The sequence below is a fragment of the Hoeflea sp. AS16 genome, assembly GCF_038900095.1.
Taxonomy (GTDB): Bacteria; Pseudomonadota; Alphaproteobacteria; order Rhizobiales; family Rhizobiaceae; genus Hoeflea.
The window spans coordinates 437,501-453,728 of the sequence record NZ_JBBMQQ010000002.1; the positions used below are offsets into that span (position 1 = coordinate 437,501).

Below are 16,228 nucleotides of genomic sequence, written 5' to 3' on the forward strand. Positions count from 1 at the left end.
CGGGGAACTGAAACATCTAAGTACCCGTAGGAAAGGACATCAACCGAGACTCCGTCAGTAGCGGCGAGCGAACGCGGACCAGGCCAGTGGCATGGTTAAGTAAAGTGGAACGATCTGGAAAGTTCGGCCGTAGCGGGTGATAGCCCCGTACACGTAATCCTTAATCTTGTCCTAGAGTAAGGCGGGACACGTGAAATCCTGTCTGAACGTGGGGGGACCACCCTCCAAGCCTAAGTACTCGTGCATGACCGATAGCGAACAAGTACCGTGAGGGAAAGGTGAAAAGCACCCCGACAAGGGGAGTGAAATAGTTCCTGAAACCGGATGCCTACAAGCAGTCGGAGGGCGAAAGCCTGACGGCGTACCTTTTGTATAATGGGTCAACGACTTAGTGCATCAAGCAAGCTTAAGCCGATAGGTGTAGGCGCAGCGAAAGCGAGTCTTAATAGGGCGATTAGTTTGTTGCATTAGACCCGAAACCGAGTGATCTAGCCATGAGCAGGTTGAAGGTTGGGTAACACCAACTGGAGGACCGAACCCGCATCTGTTGCAATAGATTGGGATGACTTGTGGTTAGGGGTGAAAGGCCAATCAAACTCGGAGATAGCTGGTTCTCCGCGAAATCTATTTAGGTAGAGCGTCGACCGAATACCCTCGGGGGTAGAGCACTGGATGGGCTATGGGGACTCACCGTCTTACTGATCCTAACCAAACTCCGAATACCGAGGAGTACTAGTCGGCAGACACACGGCGGGTGCTAACGTCCGTCGTGAAGAGGGAAACAACCCTGACCTCCATCTAAGGTCCCTAAGTCATGGCTAAGTGGGAAAGGATGTGAGACTCCCAAAACAACCAGGATGTTGGCTTAGAAGCAGCCATCATTTAAAGAAAGCGTAACAGCTCACTGGTCTAATTAAGGGGTCTTGCGCCGAAAATGTACCGGGGCTAAAGCCATGCACCGAAGCTGAGGATGTGCAGTTTACTGCACGTGGTAGCGGAGCGTTCTGTAAGTCTGTGAAGGGAGACCCGTGAGGGCTCCTGGAGATATCAGAAGTGCGAATGTTGACATGAGTAACGATAAAGGGAGTGAGAGACTCCCTCGCCGAAAGACCAAGGGTTCCTGCTTAAAGTTAATCTGAGCAGGGTGAGCCGGCCCCTAAGGCGAGGCCGAAAGGCGTAGTCGATGGGAACCACGTTAATATTCGTGGGCCTGGTGGTAGTGACGGATCTCGTGTGTTGTCTTTCCTTACTGGATTGGGAAGGCAGCGAAGAGGTTCCAGGAAATAGCTCCACCGTATAGACCGTACCCGAAACCGACACAGGTGGTCAGGTAGAGAATACCAAGGCGCTTGAGAGAACTGCGTTGAAGGAACTCGGCAAATTGCACGCGTAACTTCGGAAGAAGCGTGACCCTTGTTTACGCAAGTAGATGAGGGTGGCACAGACCAGGGGGTAGCGACTGTTTATCAAAAACACAGGGCTCTGCGAAGTCGCAAGACGACGTATAGGGCCTGACGCCTGCCCGGTGCTGGAAGGTTAAGAGGAGAGGTGCAAGCTTTGAATCGAAGCCCCAGTAAACGGCGGCCGTAACTATAACGGTCCTAAGGTAGCGAAATTCCTTGTCGGGTAAGTTCCGACCTGCACGAATGGCGTAACGACTTCCCCGCTGTCTCCAACGCAGACTCAGTGAAATTGAATTCCCCGTGAAGATGCGGGGTTCCTGCGGTCAGACGGAAAGACCCCGTGCACCTTTACTATAGCTTTACACTGGCATTCGCCAAGGCATGTGTAGGATAGGTGGTAGGCTTTGAAGCGTGGGCGCCAGCTCGCGTGGAGCCATCCTTGAAATACCACCCTTATCTTCGTGGATGTCTAACCGCGGCCCGTTATCCGGGTCCGGGACAGTGTATGGTGGGTAGTTTGACTGGGGCGGTCGCCTCCGAAAGAGTAACGGAGGCGCGCGATGGTAGGCTCAGACCGGTCGGAAATCGGTCGTCGAGTGCAATGGCATAAGCCTGCCTGACTGCGAGACTGACAAGTCGAGCAGAGACGAAAGTCGGTCATAGTGATCCGGTGGTCCCGCGTGGAAGGGCCATCGCTCAACGGATAAAAGGTACGCCGGGGATAACAGGCTGATGACCCCCAAGAGTCCATATCGACGGGGTTGTTTGGCACCTCGATGTCGGCTCATCGCATCCTGGGGCTGGAGCAGGTCCCAAGGGTTTGGCTGTTCGCCAATTAAAGCGGTACGTGAGCTGGGTTCAGAACGTCGTGAGACAGTTCGGTCCCTATCTGCCGTGGGTGTAGGAATATTGATAGGATCTGTCCCTAGTACGAGAGGACCGGGATGGACGTATCTCTGGTGGACCTGTTGTCGTGCCAACGGCATAGCAGGGTAGCTATATACGGAATGGATAACCGCTGAAGGCATCTAAGCGGGAAACCAACCTAAAAACGAGTATTCCCTGAGAGTCGTGGAAGACTACCACGTTGATAGGCTGGGTGTGGAAGCGCAGTAATGTGTGAAGCTTACCAGTACTAATAGCTCGATCGGCTTGATTGTTCTCATTGCTCGTGCCCATCAAAACACGATGCGCATCAATGACGTGTTCAAAACCATTAGGATTAGCCATCCGCCAGCTTCTCAATCAACTTGCACATGCAGCCCATGTGCATATGTTGCGCTTTGCCGACCTGGTGGTCATGGCGGGGCGGCTGCACCCGTTCCCATACCGAACACGGCCGTGAAACGCCCCAGCGCCGATGGTACTTCGTCTTAAGACGCGGGAGAGTAGGTCGCTGCCAGGTCTGCAAAGCGCAACACATATCTTCTCATTCTTACGAAAATTGGAACTTCCGCGGGTCGCAGTCGCGGCCCGTTTTTGCTTTTATGCCTTGAGACAATCCTCAAGGCCTGTCGCGGGGTGGAGCAGCCCCCGCCGAACCGCAGAGGCCAAAAACCTCGAGGACCGGCAAACAAAAGACCGGGCTTTGTCCGGAAGCTCAGACTTTATCGCGGGGTGGAGCAGCCCGGTAGCTCGTCAGGCTCATAACCTGAAGGTCGCAGGTTCAAATCCTGCCCCCGCAACCAAATTCCCAAATGACATGCAGACGTCGCAGGCGCAGACGCTTCGCGTCTACTGGCGAGGTTGCGCCTCGCACTATGCGCCATAACCTGAAATCCTCTCGGCGTTTGCTGCGCAATCGCCTGCCGGATCAGCGGGTCGCAGGTTCAAATCCTGCCCCCGCAACCAAATCAAAACATACAGCAATGCATCAACAGCGCCCCCACGGGCGCTGCTTGCGTTTGGAGAGACCGCTATGGGGCCGGCCTGACTGCCGCAGCGGCAATGGACGGGCCGTTCTGCATTGACTTGCCCCTTCTCGGACGATTTAGGACCAAGTACCTGGCGGGTAACGAATGTTTCGTTCTCCAGTGAACCTGGATCGTTTCATCGTCGGCCTCTCCAAATAAGAAGCAGACCAATTTAAATTCGATAGTGTTTCTGCGGAGGAGCAGGTCTGGGTTGATGGCCTTGGCGGGGTCTCTATGGAGCCCCTAGCCGGCCATTGATTTCAATGACGGGATGGTTGTCCATTCTCGACGCGCAAGAAGTGGTGCCAGGCCAGTACGGCTGCGGCGCTGCCGATTCCGATCGCCATGACCAGAGGCGTTTTCCAAAGAACCAGTACTGCGAGCAACAGCCTGAGCCACATTTCAGGTGGTGAAATCCGGCTCTTGTCAAAGCGCGCCAGCGCCGAGGCAACCAGATACAGGCAGAGGGCCAGCCGTGTGAGCAACAGGCCCAGTTGGAGCCAGTCGGTCTGGCCCGAGTAGCCCTCGATCAGCACCTTCTGGCCCGCAGCATTGGTGATGGTGACGGCCTCTTCGATCAGCAGGATCTCCGGATACCAGGCAAAGATGAAGGGGATCGTGAACATCACGATGCCCACGCGCACGGCGGCCAGTCCGGTGCGCATCGGTTCTCCGCCGGTGATCGAAGCCGCGGCGAAGGCGGCGACGGCAACCGGCGGCGTGATGGCCGAAGCCACGGCAAAATAGAAGACAAACATGTGTGCGGTGAAGAAACTGACGCCCAGATTGGCCAGCAGCGGGCCAAGCAGCAGCGCCACATTGACATAGGCCGGTACCGTCGGCATTCCCATGCCCAGAAGAATTGCGCACAGCATGGCGCAGCCCAGCGCCAGCATCAGGTAAACGCCGCCTGCGATCGGGATCTGCCAGCCAAAGATACTGAGCATGTTGGCCGTTTCCAGCCATGTGGTCACTGCCCGGGTCAATTCGCCGGTCAGGCCGCTTTCATTGAGGAAGGCGGCAATGATCGATACCGCGAACAGCAAAAGGAACAGGCGAGAAATCAGAATTCCGCCTTCCGCGAGCGAAACAAGCACTTTCGACGGTTTCGCGCGGGTTCCGGGGTCGAGGAAAAGCAGGGGGACCAGGGCAGCTACCGCCCACCACCCGGCAGAAACCGCATCTCCGGTTGCATTGACCACGGTCTGCAGCATACCGCTGCGTTCGGTGACGACCCGAACACCGTCCTGCAGCGCAGTTTCAGCGCCCAGCAGCCAACCCAGAGGACCCAGTCCGACAGCATCCTTGTTGCCGAGAAGCAGGAACAGGATGACCAGGATGGGGACAAAGATGATGACCAGGTTGAGCCAGTCCTGCCGGTGCATGACGAGGTCTTCGGGGATCTCTTTCATCGCCACGATCTTGTCCCTCCGAGCCTGGAACATTACCGCGAGAAAGATCGAAAAGAAGAACGCCATGGCAGGCAGAAACGCTGCCGTGATCACCTTGGTGTAAGGCACGGCAGTGAGAGCCACGAGAACAAATGCAGCCACGCCCATCACCGGCGGCATGATCTGCCCGCCCGATGAGGCCGCCGCCTCGACGCCGCCCGCGAAATATTTGCTGAACCCGTTGCGCATCATCATCGGGATGGTCAGCCGCCCGGTGGAGAGCACGTTGGTCACCGGCCCGCCGGTAATGGTGCCGAACAGGGCAGAGGAGACGATTGCCGCATGTGCCGGGCCACCACGCAGGTGACGGGTCAGGCGCACGGCCAGCTTGATCAGGGATGTGCCTCCGGCCGAGGATCCAAACAGGGCTCCCAGGATGACATAGGGAAAGACCTGATTGACGACGATGTCCATGAACCGGCCCATGAACCCGTCGGGCGAGATTAAAATGTTGGTCGCCTTCTGGGTGGCCGCGGCCATCACGTCGCCGCCATCGGCCCCAAGCTTGGTCAGCAGGAAGTTGTTGTCGGAAAGATCAAACACCCAGATCAGCGCTGTGCCGACGGTGTAAAGCACCACCGTACTGGCCACGATGACCAGCGGCAGACCCCAGATGCGCACATTGTAGAGGAAAAACAGCGTGATGATGGTGAACAGCAGCGGCAGGGTCCAGACGCCAAAGCGGGTTTGACATGCGGGCACTTCAGCATCAAACGAGATGCCGGGGATGACGTCGGAGCGGGATGCGGCCTCTGCAATAAGGCGGGCGCGTTCGCCGGTGATCTGATCGATCAGACAGACACTGTCGACCTCGACCAGATAGCCGAAAGCTGCCAGAGAAGCCGCCAGCAAGAGCCCCAGATCCAGAGCCAGACCCAGCCAGGCCAAATGCGGCTTATCCACCTTCCACGCCCTGTAGATGCTGGCATCGAAGACCACGATGGTCATCATCAGCAAGAATACGGGTGGAAAGAAATACTCGGTCGGGAAACCCGACACGCGAAAGTAAGGTTGACCCGTAACACTGCGGGCCCAGTCCTGCAGGCCGGCAATTTCGGGCATGGTGTTGACCATGCCAACCAGTACCAGGATCAGCGCCAAAACCATGGCGATGTAGCGTCCCGTCGAACGGCGCGGCAAGCTTTCAAATGTCACGGCAGGGATCCAGTCGACGGAGAGAACGTCCGGCTCCGGAACGCCACGGAGTTACCCGGGTGTCCCGGAGCCGGACTGAAGCCATTATGGACGCAAGCAGTCAGCGATCTTGTGGCCTGCTGCCTCGTAGGCGCGGATCGCACCAGGATGCATCTTGACCTTCACGACACCGCAAGCGCCCTGGCTGACCCCGTCGACATCACCAAACGTCAAAGCGAGGTTCGGACCGATGGGTGAGCTGGTTTCAAACCGCTCCTGCGCGGCAAGGAAGGCCGTGACGATGTCATACACCAACTGTTCATCCATGCCGGCGGGGACGATTTCACCAAAGGCCGTGGCGTAGCTGTCAAAAGTATCATCATCGGTGACAATGGTGATGTCGTTGCCGGCATAGGCTGCCCTGTATTTTTCAACCGGCATGGAGAACGGTGCGTGCCCGGGGGCTGCGACGATCTGCTGTCCCAACTCGCTCTCCAGAAGGTCCGAGGGGATATCGTAGAGTGTCGTGCCGCCTGCTGCGGCGATCTGGATCTGACGACCGGAGGGCAGGCCGTCAGGCGAGGTCCAGGCGTCAACTCCGCCGCCGGTCACTGTCGAGATGGCGTCGGGCCACGGGGTCTGGACACCCTCATAACCTTCGCCGTCCTTCAGGCCGGCCAGAAGCTGGATCATGGCGCGTCCGGATGTCAGCGCCGCTCCGCGCGGCGGACCATTCCAGATGCGCAGGCCATCGAGCTTGCGGATGTCGTCAATCCTGGCGGAGTTGTAATGGCCGAAAATCTGGTGCGATCCGGCGTGAAAGAAAATCACCCGGATGTTGTTGGCCAGTTCTGCACCCTTTTCCGGTCCGACGCCGCTGAACGGGCCAATCCCGCGGGACAACAGAAACGGAAGGATCAGCGGTGAGGCGGCCATATCAAGCCGCCCCTCGGCGACCGCCTGGACCGAATTGGTCAGCGTCGCACCTTCGGTGATCTGCACCGTCGCCACGCCTGCGCTTTCCAATACGGCAGCAAGGGTGGTGTCGACATAATGCGGTGACGATCCGACACTCGACGTCTCGGAAGTCAGGGTGACCTGCTGCGCGGCAACGCTCAGCGGGGCAAGCGCAAGGGTCGCCCCCAGAAGTGCGGTTCTAATCATGATGTTCCTCCCTGTTGAGCACCCCTCCAAAGGTGCTGCGCCCCTTTTCGCAGGAGCTGTTCGTGAAACGTTACAGATAATATATGACTTGTCACGCATTTTTTTTCAGTGTCTACTTCGGCCATGGGGGAGCGGCAATGAAACAACCGTCGACACGGCAGGCAGAACGGATCAGGCAACGGCGGGTACGCGAACAGCAAAACCTGTTTTCGCGCCTGCCTGCGACCTACGCGGCCTCCCGGCTGCAGGGGCAACGCATCTTGCAGCGGGCGGGCGGACTGTCCGTCGTCGAATGGCGGGTGCTGTGGGATCTGTATGAAGCCGGCCCGATGACGATCCGTGACCTGGCCGAAATTCAGCGCACCGATCATTCGCAACTGAGCCGGGCCTTGCCTGCGATGCAAAAAAAGCAGTTTGTCACCATGACCCGCGACAGCATCGACGGGCGGCAGGTCGTCGTCGCACTGGCAGAGGCGGGACGAATTGCCTATGAAACCGCAGCCCCGATTATGAAGCAGCGGCGTGATGCCTTGAAAGCAGAATTCTCGGCCGAGGAAATCGACACCTTTATCGAGTTTCTGGACCGTTTCGAAAACCTGCTGCGACGCCCCATCGACACGATTGTGAAAAGAGAGCCGACAGAATGACCGATACGCCGAATGTCTTGTGGATCATGGCTGACCAGTTGCGGTTCGATTATCTGAGCTGTTACGGCCACCCGCATCTCCACACCCCGCATATCGATGCATTGGCGGCCCGCGGCGTGCGATTTACCAGGACCTATGTGCAATCGCCTGTCTGCGGCCCGTCGCGGATGTCGGCCTATACCGGACGCTATGTCCGCAGCCATGGCTCGACCTGGAACGGCATGCCCCTGCGTGTCGGAGAGCCGACACTTGGCGACCACCTGCGTGAAGCCGGCGCCCGGGCGGTGCTGGTGGGCAAGACCCATATGATCGCGGATCGCGAGGGCATGGCCTGGCTTGGCATCGATCCGGCCAGCGAAATCGGTGTGCGTGTCTCCGAATGTGGCTTTGAACCGTTCGAGCGCGACGACGGCCTGCACCCCGACAGTGCCCGCCAGCACTGGTCGGCCTATGACGACTATCTGGTCGGCCTTGGATACAAGTCCGACAACCCCTGGGAAGATTTTGCCAATTCCGGCCTGGACCCGGATGGCGAGCTGATGTCGGCCTGGCTGCTGAAGAATTCGCGCCTGCCCGCCAACGTGCCCGAGGAACACTCGGAAACCGCCTATATGACCAACCGGGCGATGGATTTCATGACCGAAGCGATGCAGGGCGACAAGCCGTGGCTCTGCCACCTGAGCTACATCAAGCCGCATTGGCCCTATATCGTTCCTGCGCCCTACCACGACATGTATGGCCCCGAGCATATTGTCGACCCGATCCGGTCGCAGGCAGAACGGGGCACCGATCATCCGTTGCTGCGGGCCTACCAGGAGGCGCGGGTCTGCCGCAGCTTCTCGCGCGATCATGTGCGCGAGCATGTGATCCCTGCCTATATGGGACTGATCAAACAGCTGGACGACAATCTGGGCCGGCTGTTTGCCTGGATGGACGAAAAGAGGCTGACCGAGAATACGATCATCGCGTTCACCTCGGACCATGGCGACTACATGGGCGATCACTGGATGGGCGACAAGGATTTCTACCACGAGGTCGCGGCGAAAGTGCCGCTGATCATCGCAGATCCCCGGCCAGAGGCGAACCCAACGCGCGGTACCACGTCTGACGCCTTGGTGGAAATGATCGATCTCGCCCCGACCTTCATGGCCGCTCTGGGATGCCCGGCGAAACCTCATGTGGTCGAAGGACGGGATCTGACGCCGCTGCTGCATGAAACGGACGGTTTTTCCCGCCGCTACGCCATCAGCGAACATGATTACTCCAGCTTTGAAATGGCAAGCGCCCTGAACGTTGCGCAAGAGGATGCGCGCACGGTGATGATCTTTGACGGGCGCTGGAAATATATCCGCTGCGAAGGCTTCCGGCCGGTGCTGTTTGATCTTGAATCCGACCCACACGAGCTCATTGATCTGGGCGGCTCTGACGCGCCCGAGCACGAGGAAATCCGGGCGAAGATGGAAAAGGCGCTGCTGTCCTGGTCATTGCAGCATCACACACGGATCACCGCGACATCGGATGTTCTGGCACGCCAGGGCAAGGCGGCAGAAATCGGAATCCTGATCGGCTTCTGGGACGAGGCCGAATACGAAGAGACCACGGGCAAACCCTTCAGCAGCCTCATGCCAGTTGGCGCGGCGGCGTCCAGACCAGCAATTGCGGGTAATGACGAATAATCCTCATCCGGACCTCAAATGAGAGGTTCGGATGAGGAGACCTGCGCCCCTGGAAAATCGTCGATCTCGCGCGGTGCTTCCACAAAAGTAAGATCGGCGCCTGCTTCGATGAACAGCTCGGCCCGGCACATCGCCTCATCCAAACCATGCGTGGCACAGGCGTCCGTGCGTGCAATCACGAGGAAATCATCCGACTTGCGGGCTTCGACGGCGGCCCGTACTTTTTCGGCCATTTCCTCGCCGGGGATCACAGCCTTGCCCTCGAAATGGCCGCAGCGCTTGGGAAATACCTGATCCTCCAACTGGATTGCATTGGCGTCGGCGCGTTCAAAGCTGCGCACGGTGTGCCAGACATTTGGAACGACCGAACAAGCAACGGAATCCGGGCTGGTGCGGAGAGCAGTGCCTACAGTCCTGTCGCAGATCGGTTCAAACAGGAACCGGTATCGAAGGCGGCGCGAACCCGCTGCATGATTTCGCGTTCGATCGGATCCTGAGTGCCGGCGAGGGCCTTCGATTTGAGCGTGCCGATGCCGTGTTCGGCGCTGATGGTGCCGCCGAATTTCAAGGCCTCTAATTCCAGTATCGAGCGTATCCCGGGGACGTGCTTTGCGAACTCGGCCGATGTCATCGTCACGGGGCGGAGCACGTTGAAATGGATGTTGCCGTCGCCGACATGGCCGAAGGGTGCGCAACGGACGCCGGGGAGATAGGCTGTCAGGCTCCCGGTGGTGCTGTGAATGCTGGCCGCGATCTCGCTGACGGGAACCGCAGTGTCGGTCTTGATGCTGGTCTTGTCCTCGATGAACGCGGCCGCGATGGCTTCCCGCAGCGCCCAGAAAGCCAGACGCTGGGCCTGTGATTGCGCCAGCACCGCGTCGGAAATCAACCCGGTCTCCAATGCAGCCCCAAGACTTTCGAGCAATGCGGGTTCAAGTGCGAATGCGGCCGCAGCGGTCTCTGTTTCAATCAGGGCATACCATGGTGCCGGCTGGTCGAGCGGCAGGCGGGTGCCCGGCATGCCCAATGCAAGATCGATCGCGGTATGCGACAGCAGCTCAAAGGCCGACAATGTTTCGCCCAGCTGGGTTTGCAGGATTTGCAGCAGGCTCAGTGCCGCCTCGGGTGTCTCCAGCGCGATCCAGGCTGTTGCGCGCTGGGTCGGGAGCGGTCGGAGTTTCAGGACTGCGGCCGTTATGATGCCGAGCGTGCCCTCGGCCCCGATGAACAGGTGCTTGAGGTCATAGCCCGCGGTGTTCTTGCGCAGTTTGCGCAATCCGTTCCAGATGCTGCCATCTGGCAGAACGACTTCCAGTCCCAGCACCTGATCGCGGGCCGTGCCGTAACGCAGCGCGTTGATCCCTCCGGCGTTGGTGGACAGGTTGCCGCCGATCTGGCTCGAACCTTCGCCACCATGACTGAGTGGCAGGTAGAGCCCCGCCTGTTCGGCCACGGATTTCACATCGGCGAGTACAGCGCCGGCTTCGACGGTGATCGACTGGTTGACGGGATCGAGGTCACGAACCGCGCGCATGCGTTCCATCGACAGGATCAGGCAGGGTGAGGAACTCACCGGCACCGCGCCGCTGACCAGACCGGTCAGCCCACCCTGAACCACAATGCCGATACCGTGGCCGGTGCACCATTTGACGGTGTCGGCAACGGCCTTGGTCGAATCCGGTCGCACTACGGCGAGGGGGGCGACGACATCGGCGCCCAGCGGGTCGGCAAGGTACTTGGCCATGTCCGCCGCTTCGGTGAGCACCTGATTTGCTCCCAAGCGCTGCGACAGCACGGTCAGATCGAAGGTCATGCGGGATCCTGAACGGCGCTGGCATATAAGGCGAGGAAACGGTCGTTCTCCTCACGGCTACCCAGGGTGACACGCAAGGAGCCGTCGGCGTCGGGCCATGGCAACGCCTGCACCACGACATCTTGCTCCTTCAACCTCGCGGCGATGGCGTTTGCATTGCCCGTAGGTTGAAAGGTGAGGAAGTTCGTCGCACCCGGGAACAGCTTGCATCCTTGAGCGCGAAGGCTCCCGGAAAGGCGAGCACGCTCGGTGTTGGCGTGATCGAGAACGGCCGCCAGGTGTTCAGTGTCGGCCAGGGCAGCAGACGCCGCCGCAAGCGCGGGGCGGTTGATGTTGAAATTGGGCCGCAAGGTCCAGAGCGCATCGCAGATTTCACGGCTGCTGCACAGCGCATACCCCGCCCTCAGCCCGGCAAGGCAATAGGCCTTGGAGAAGGAGCGCGTCACAACCCATGGGGCGGTTCGGTTGCGCAGGATCGAAAGGGCGTCCGCGCCATCCTGTGCCGTGGTGAATTCGAAATAGGCCTCGTCCACGACAAGCAGGCAATCGTCCGGCACCTTCTGCGCGGCAAGGGCCAGATCTTCGGCAGGCAGTATTCCACCGGTCGGGTTGTTGGGGGTGCAAAGGTAAAACAGCCGCGTGCGATCGGTGATCGCGTCGAGCATCGCCGGCACATCGTTCACGCCATCGGCCCGCAACGGCACATTGATCAACCGGCCTCCCGCGATCTGAGCGCCCTTGCCGCAGGTCGGAAAGGTTGGCGCGGGAAACACGGCCTCATCGCCGGGGTCTGTCACCATCTGCGCAAGGGCAACGAGGATCTCCCCGCTACCATTGCCGACAGAGATGCAATCTGCCGCGATCCCGGTTGCTTTGGCGATCCGCCCGATCAGTTCGGACGCGGCATGGTCGGGATAGCGATGCGCATAGGCCAGTGCCGCAACCGCCGCCGCCAGTGCCTTGGGGGAAGGGCCCATGGGCGCTTCGTTCAGATGCAGCCGCGCCAGCCCGGCGCCCTCCGGGCTGTCAGGCTCGGCGGTGATCGGTGGCGGCGGGAACGTGATCGCACGGACACGGGCGGTAGGGAGGCTCATCTGGCAAGACCTTCTAGGAGTGATTCCAGGCGTCGGGATCATCCGACTTGTTGGGGGAAAGCCCGAGGATGTCGCCCTTGGTCGAACAGCCAAGCCCGAGAACCGTGCGGTTGGCGTAGCCGAAATAGGCGCTGACCTGGTTGATCTCCAGGATTTCACCATCGCTGAAGCCGGCGTTCCGAAGGCGAATGACGATGTCTTCCTTCATGCCGCCCGGATCGCGGGTCAACTGACGGGCGTATTCCATGGCGAGTTTCTGCGCATCGTCCAGCGGGGCCGCATCCACATTGCGGGTTTCAATGGCGACGCGGATTGCATCGGCGCGGGGATCATCAGCCAGCAGGCGCTTCAGCCCGGCGAAATGGTGGTCAACGCAATAGTTGCATTCGTTGAGTGAACTGACCCAGACACCGAGCACTTCCAGAAACCACTTGGGAATGGTGTTGCCGGAATGGTGCAGCACGTATTTGTAGATCGCCATGTGCCCTTCCATCGAGTGGGGGCGCAGCGAATGCATCATCATGATGTTGTCGACATTGTTGTCCGGTCCTTTGACGCGGTCATACAGCATCTTCAGCTTGCCGGTTGCTTCTTCATAGGGAACGGTTTCGATCCAAGGCATGGGGTTTCCTCTTGATTATTGATAGCTGGCGCCGACCGGTTCCGTGACCAGGGCGCTGAGTGTGTTGCCGGCCAGGAGGGTTGCGGCCTTCTCCATTTCAGGCGCGAAGAACCGGTCGCGCTCGAATGAGGGAACAACGCTGCGCAGTGCCGCGACTGCGCTTTGCAGCGGTGCAGCCGTTTGCAGGGGCTTGTGAAACTCCAGACCTTGCGCGGCGGCCATCCACTCGATTGCAATCACCATGCGGCAGTTCTGCGCCATATCGGTCAGACGGCGCGCCGCGTAGGTGGCCATCGAGACGTGGTCTTCCTGATTGGCAGAGGTCGGAATGCTGTCCACCGAGGATGGATGAGCCAGTGCCTTGTTTTCCGACACCAGCGCGGCAGAGGTGACCTGAGCCATCATGAAGCCTGAGTTCAGGCCACTTTCGGACGCCAGGAATGCAGGCAACCCGGAGACCGAGGCATCGACCATCATCGCCTGCCTGCGTTCGGAGATGGAGCCGATTTCGGCAATGGCCAGCGCGATGTTGTCTGCGGCCATGGCGACCGGCTCGGCATGGAAGTTGCCACCTGAAATGATCTCGCCGGTATCGGGGAAGACCAGTGGGTTGTCGCTGATCGAATTGGCTTCGCGGCCCAGAACGTTCCCGGCAAATTCCAGCTGGTCAAGACAGGCTCCCATCACCTGCGGCTGACAGCGCAGGCAATACGGATCCTGAACCTTTTCGCAGTCCAGATGCGAAGCGCGGATGGCGCTGCCGTCGAGCAGGCGCCGGTAGACACCGGCCACCTGTTGCTGGCCCTGCTGGCGCCGGACCGCATGAATGCGGGCGTCAAAAGGTGTGGTGGAGCCCTTGCAGGCATCGACGCTTAGCGCACCGGTTACCAGCGCCGAGCGCAGCAGGTCTTCGGCCATGAACAGCCCCTTGAGCGCCAGTGCGGTTGATACCTGTGTGCCGTTGATCAGGGCAACGCCTTCCTTGGGGCCGAGATCAATCGGTGCGCGGCCGATCGCGGCAAGCGCTTCGGCGGCAGGCACCAGTTCGCCTTTGACCCGCATATCGCCTTCGCCCATCAGGGTGGCGACCATGTGCGACAGCGGAGCCAGATCGCCCGAAGCCCCGACCGATCCCTTCGACGGGATCGCCGGCAGGACATCCTTCGCAACCAGTTCCAGCAGCAGTTCGATCACGCTCCAGCGAATGCCGGAATGGCCCTGAGCCAGCGCGTTGGCCTTGAGCACAAGCACCAGCCGCACCACCGCATCATCGAGCAGCGGACCAGTGCCCACGGAATGCGACATGATCAACCGTCGCTGCAGTTCGGTGGTTTGTTCCGGCGCTATGCGGATATGGGCAAGCTTGCCAAAACCGGTGTTGACTCCGTAGACCGCGCGCTCCCCGTCAACCATTTGCATCACGGTTTGCTGGCAGAGGTCAACCTGTGCCTTGGTGCCTTCGGCGAAGCCTGCAAAACCAGCGCCGAAGAACAAGTTGCGCCAGGCCGAAAGCGGGATTTCCCCGGGTGTCCAGCCCACGCTCATTGCAGCCCCCGTCCGGTGAGGGAACGGGCGGCAGTGCGCCTAGCCAAGTAGCAATGCGTCATCTGCAAGCTCCTCGCCCTGTTCGCGCTTGAAGAGTTCCAGCAGGTCGGCGACGCCCATCTTGGCGCGCGCTTCACCGCCGGCATCGAAGACGATCTTGCCGCGATGGAACATCACTGTCCGGTCACCGGTATGGAGTGCCTGCGACATGGAATGGGTCACCATCACCGCAGTGAGATCGAGTTCGGCGACGATCTGCTTGGTCAGACCCAGCACGAAGTCGGCGGTCTTGGGATCGAGAGCGGCGGTGTGTTCGTCCAGAAGCAGCACCTTGGTGTCACCGGTTGCCGCCATCAATAGGGAGACCGCCTGACGCTGGCCACCGGACAACAGGCCAACCTTGTCGTTCAGGCGGTTTTCAAGACCCAGTCCCAGAACTTTCAGCTTCTCGGCAATCGCATCGCGCATGTCGGGCGTGATGGCCACGCGCATTTTGCGCGGGTTGGTCCGGCCATAGGCGAGCGCGAAGTTCTCGACGATCGAGAGGTCTTCGCAGGTCCCCATCTTCGGGTCCTGAAACACCCGGGACAGCATCTTCGAGCGCTTGTAGACCGGCATGTCGGTCACATCCAGGCCGTCAATCTCGATGCGGCCCCTGGCAACGCCGATCAGCCCGGCGATGATGTTTAGGCAAGTGGATTTTCCCGCACCGTTTGATCCTATGATGGTCAGGAACTGGCCCGTCGGCACCTCGAGATCCACGCCGCGCAGTGCACGGGTTTCAAGCGGGGTTCCGGGGTTGAACGTGACATGGGCGTCAGTAATGCGGATCATCACGAACCTCGCTTTCCAAAGATTTTGCGCAAAGAGCCCGATTGCTTGGCAATCAGCGCGACCATGACCAGCACGGCGGTGATGACTTGCACATCCGAGGCCTGAAACCCGAGGAAATCCGCGTTCAGCGCCAGCGCTACTGCAAACCGGTAAAGCGTCGCCCCGATGACGCAGGCAAGTGTCGCCAGGAAGATCGTTCGCGAAGGCAGCACCGACATGCCGACAATGACGGATGCCAGCCCGATGATGATCACGCCAATTCCCATATAGGCATCCGATGCACCGAAGATCTGGGCGAACAGGGCGCCTGAGATGGCGGTCATCGCATTGGCTGCGCCGACGCCGAACAGCTTCATGTTGCCGACATTCACGCCGTTGGCTTCGGCCATCGCGGGATTGGCGCCTGCCGCCCGCATTGAAATGCCCCAGCCCGTGGACAGGAATGCATCCAGTGCCAGTTTGAACACGAGCACAATGACCCCGAGGATGATGGGGTTGATAATGTAGCCGGGCAGGCCGACCCAATCAAAACTGTCGAAGACCGAATCCACCTGCAGCAGAGGTTTGTTCGGTCCGCTCATGATCCGAAGGTTGATGCTGTAGAGCGAGATCGCCACCAGAATGCCGGCCAGAATGTGCAGTATCTTGAAGCGGACATTCAGCAGGGCCGTCAGAAAGCCTGCGGCGAATCCTGCAACCCCTCCAGCCAGCGTTGCAAGCCAGGGGTTCCAATCACCTCCAACCATCAGCGTCGCCGCCACCGCGGCTCCGAGCGGAAAGCTTCCCTCGATCGTCAGGTCGGGAAAATCAAGCACCTGAAAGGTCAGGTAGGCCCCCAGGGCCACGATCCCGAATATGAACCCGGTCTCCAGAGTGCCTAGAATTTCATATAATGACATGTGTTTGGGCTTTCTTCCTAGAATCCGGCCAGC

Annotated in this window: 11 protein-coding genes, 1 tRNA gene and 2 rRNA genes (1 of these 14 only partly in view); 5 read left to right on the forward strand and 9 right to left on the reverse strand. The window is 59.7% G+C overall.

All coding sequences use genetic code 11. From position 1 onward, the window contains the following. The 3 genes from WNY80_RS07440 to WNY80_RS07450 all read left to right on the forward strand — a co-directional run. Nucleotides 1-2,563: ribosomal RNA gene (locus WNY80_RS07440) — 23S ribosomal RNA — on the forward strand; it begins 235 nt to the left of the window's first position. Nucleotides 2,564-2,693: 130 nt separating this feature from the next. Further along, nucleotides 2,694-2,808: ribosomal RNA gene (rrf, locus tag WNY80_RS07445) — 5S ribosomal RNA — on the forward strand. A 206-nt stretch (nucleotides 2,809-3,014) separates the two neighbouring features. Further along, nucleotides 3,015-3,091: transfer RNA gene (locus tag WNY80_RS07450), tRNA-Met, on the forward strand. A gap of 485 nt (nucleotides 3,092-3,576) precedes the next feature. On the opposite strand, the gene WNY80_RS07455 is transcribed toward WNY80_RS07450, so the two are convergent. Further along, nucleotides 3,577-5,922, reverse strand: coding sequence for a TRAP transporter fused permease subunit (locus tag WNY80_RS07455; RefSeq protein WP_342886713.1), 2,346 nt, complete (start codon nucleotides 5,920-5,922; stop codon nucleotides 3,577-3,579). An 84-nt stretch (nucleotides 5,923-6,006) separates the two neighbouring features. Then, nucleotides 6,007-7,065, reverse strand: a complete 1,059-nt coding sequence (locus WNY80_RS07460) for a TAXI family TRAP transporter solute-binding subunit (RefSeq protein ID WP_342886714.1) — start codon at nucleotides 7,063-7,065, stop codon at nucleotides 6,007-6,009. Nucleotides 7,066-7,325: 260 nt separating this feature from the next. Here WNY80_RS07460 and WNY80_RS07465 point away from each other — a divergent pair, with 260 nt between their 5' ends. Further along, a complete protein-coding gene (locus WNY80_RS07465) occupies nucleotides 7,326-7,712 on the forward strand; it encodes a MarR family transcriptional regulator (protein WP_342886715.1) in 387 nt (128 codons plus the stop codon). Then, nucleotides 7,709-9,388, forward strand: a complete 1,680-nt coding sequence (locus WNY80_RS07470) for a sulfatase-like hydrolase/transferase (protein ID WP_342886716.1) — start codon at nucleotides 7,709-7,711, stop codon at nucleotides 9,386-9,388. Before WNY80_RS07465 ends, WNY80_RS07470 begins: the two co-directional genes overlap by 4 nt. Before the next feature lie 14 nt (nucleotides 9,389-9,402). Here WNY80_RS07470 and WNY80_RS07475 read toward each other — a convergent pair whose 3' ends face one another. From WNY80_RS07475 to WNY80_RS07505, 7 genes are read right to left on the reverse strand one after another with little or no spacing between them, the layout of a single operon-like run. Next, nucleotides 9,403-9,906, reverse strand: a complete 504-nt coding sequence (locus WNY80_RS07475; RefSeq protein WP_342886941.1) for an isocitrate lyase/phosphoenolpyruvate mutase family protein — start codon at nucleotides 9,904-9,906, stop codon at nucleotides 9,403-9,405. Next, nucleotides 9,795-11,201: an FAD-binding oxidoreductase gene (locus WNY80_RS07480; RefSeq protein WP_342886717.1), complete on the reverse strand. Its 1,407-nt coding sequence runs from the start codon at nucleotides 11,199-11,201 to the stop codon at nucleotides 9,795-9,797. Before WNY80_RS07480 ends, WNY80_RS07475 begins: the two co-directional genes overlap by 112 nt. After that, nucleotides 11,198-12,337 carry a histidinol-phosphate transaminase gene (locus WNY80_RS07485; protein WP_342886718.1) on the reverse strand — a complete coding sequence of 380 codons (1,140 nt, stop codon included), beginning with the start codon at nucleotides 12,335-12,337 and terminating at the stop codon, nucleotides 11,198-11,200. Before WNY80_RS07485 ends, WNY80_RS07480 begins: the two co-directional genes overlap by 4 nt. After that, the gene (locus WNY80_RS07490) at nucleotides 12,309-12,917 is read right to left on the reverse strand and encodes a peroxidase-related enzyme (RefSeq protein WP_342886719.1); all 609 of its coding nucleotides are present in this window, start codon (nucleotides 12,915-12,917) and stop codon (nucleotides 12,309-12,311) included. The genes WNY80_RS07485 and WNY80_RS07490 overlap by 29 nt, the downstream gene beginning before the upstream one ends. Before the next feature lie 15 nt (nucleotides 12,918-12,932). Next, the gene (gene hutH / locus WNY80_RS07495; RefSeq protein ID WP_342886720.1) at nucleotides 12,933-14,462 is read right to left on the reverse strand and encodes a histidine ammonia-lyase; all 1,530 of its coding nucleotides are present in this window, start codon (nucleotides 14,460-14,462) and stop codon (nucleotides 12,933-12,935) included. 39 nt (nucleotides 14,463-14,501) lie between these two features. Further along, nucleotides 14,502-15,296: an ATP-binding cassette domain-containing protein gene (locus WNY80_RS07500; RefSeq protein WP_342886721.1), complete on the reverse strand. Its 795-nt coding sequence runs from the start codon at nucleotides 15,294-15,296 to the stop codon at nucleotides 14,502-14,504. Further along, entirely contained in the window at nucleotides 15,296-16,195 is a 900-nt protein-coding gene (locus WNY80_RS07505) for an ABC transporter permease (RefSeq protein ID WP_342886722.1), read from the reverse strand. The genes WNY80_RS07500 and WNY80_RS07505 overlap by 1 nt, the downstream gene beginning before the upstream one ends. Nucleotides 16,196-16,228: the final 33 nt, after the last annotated feature.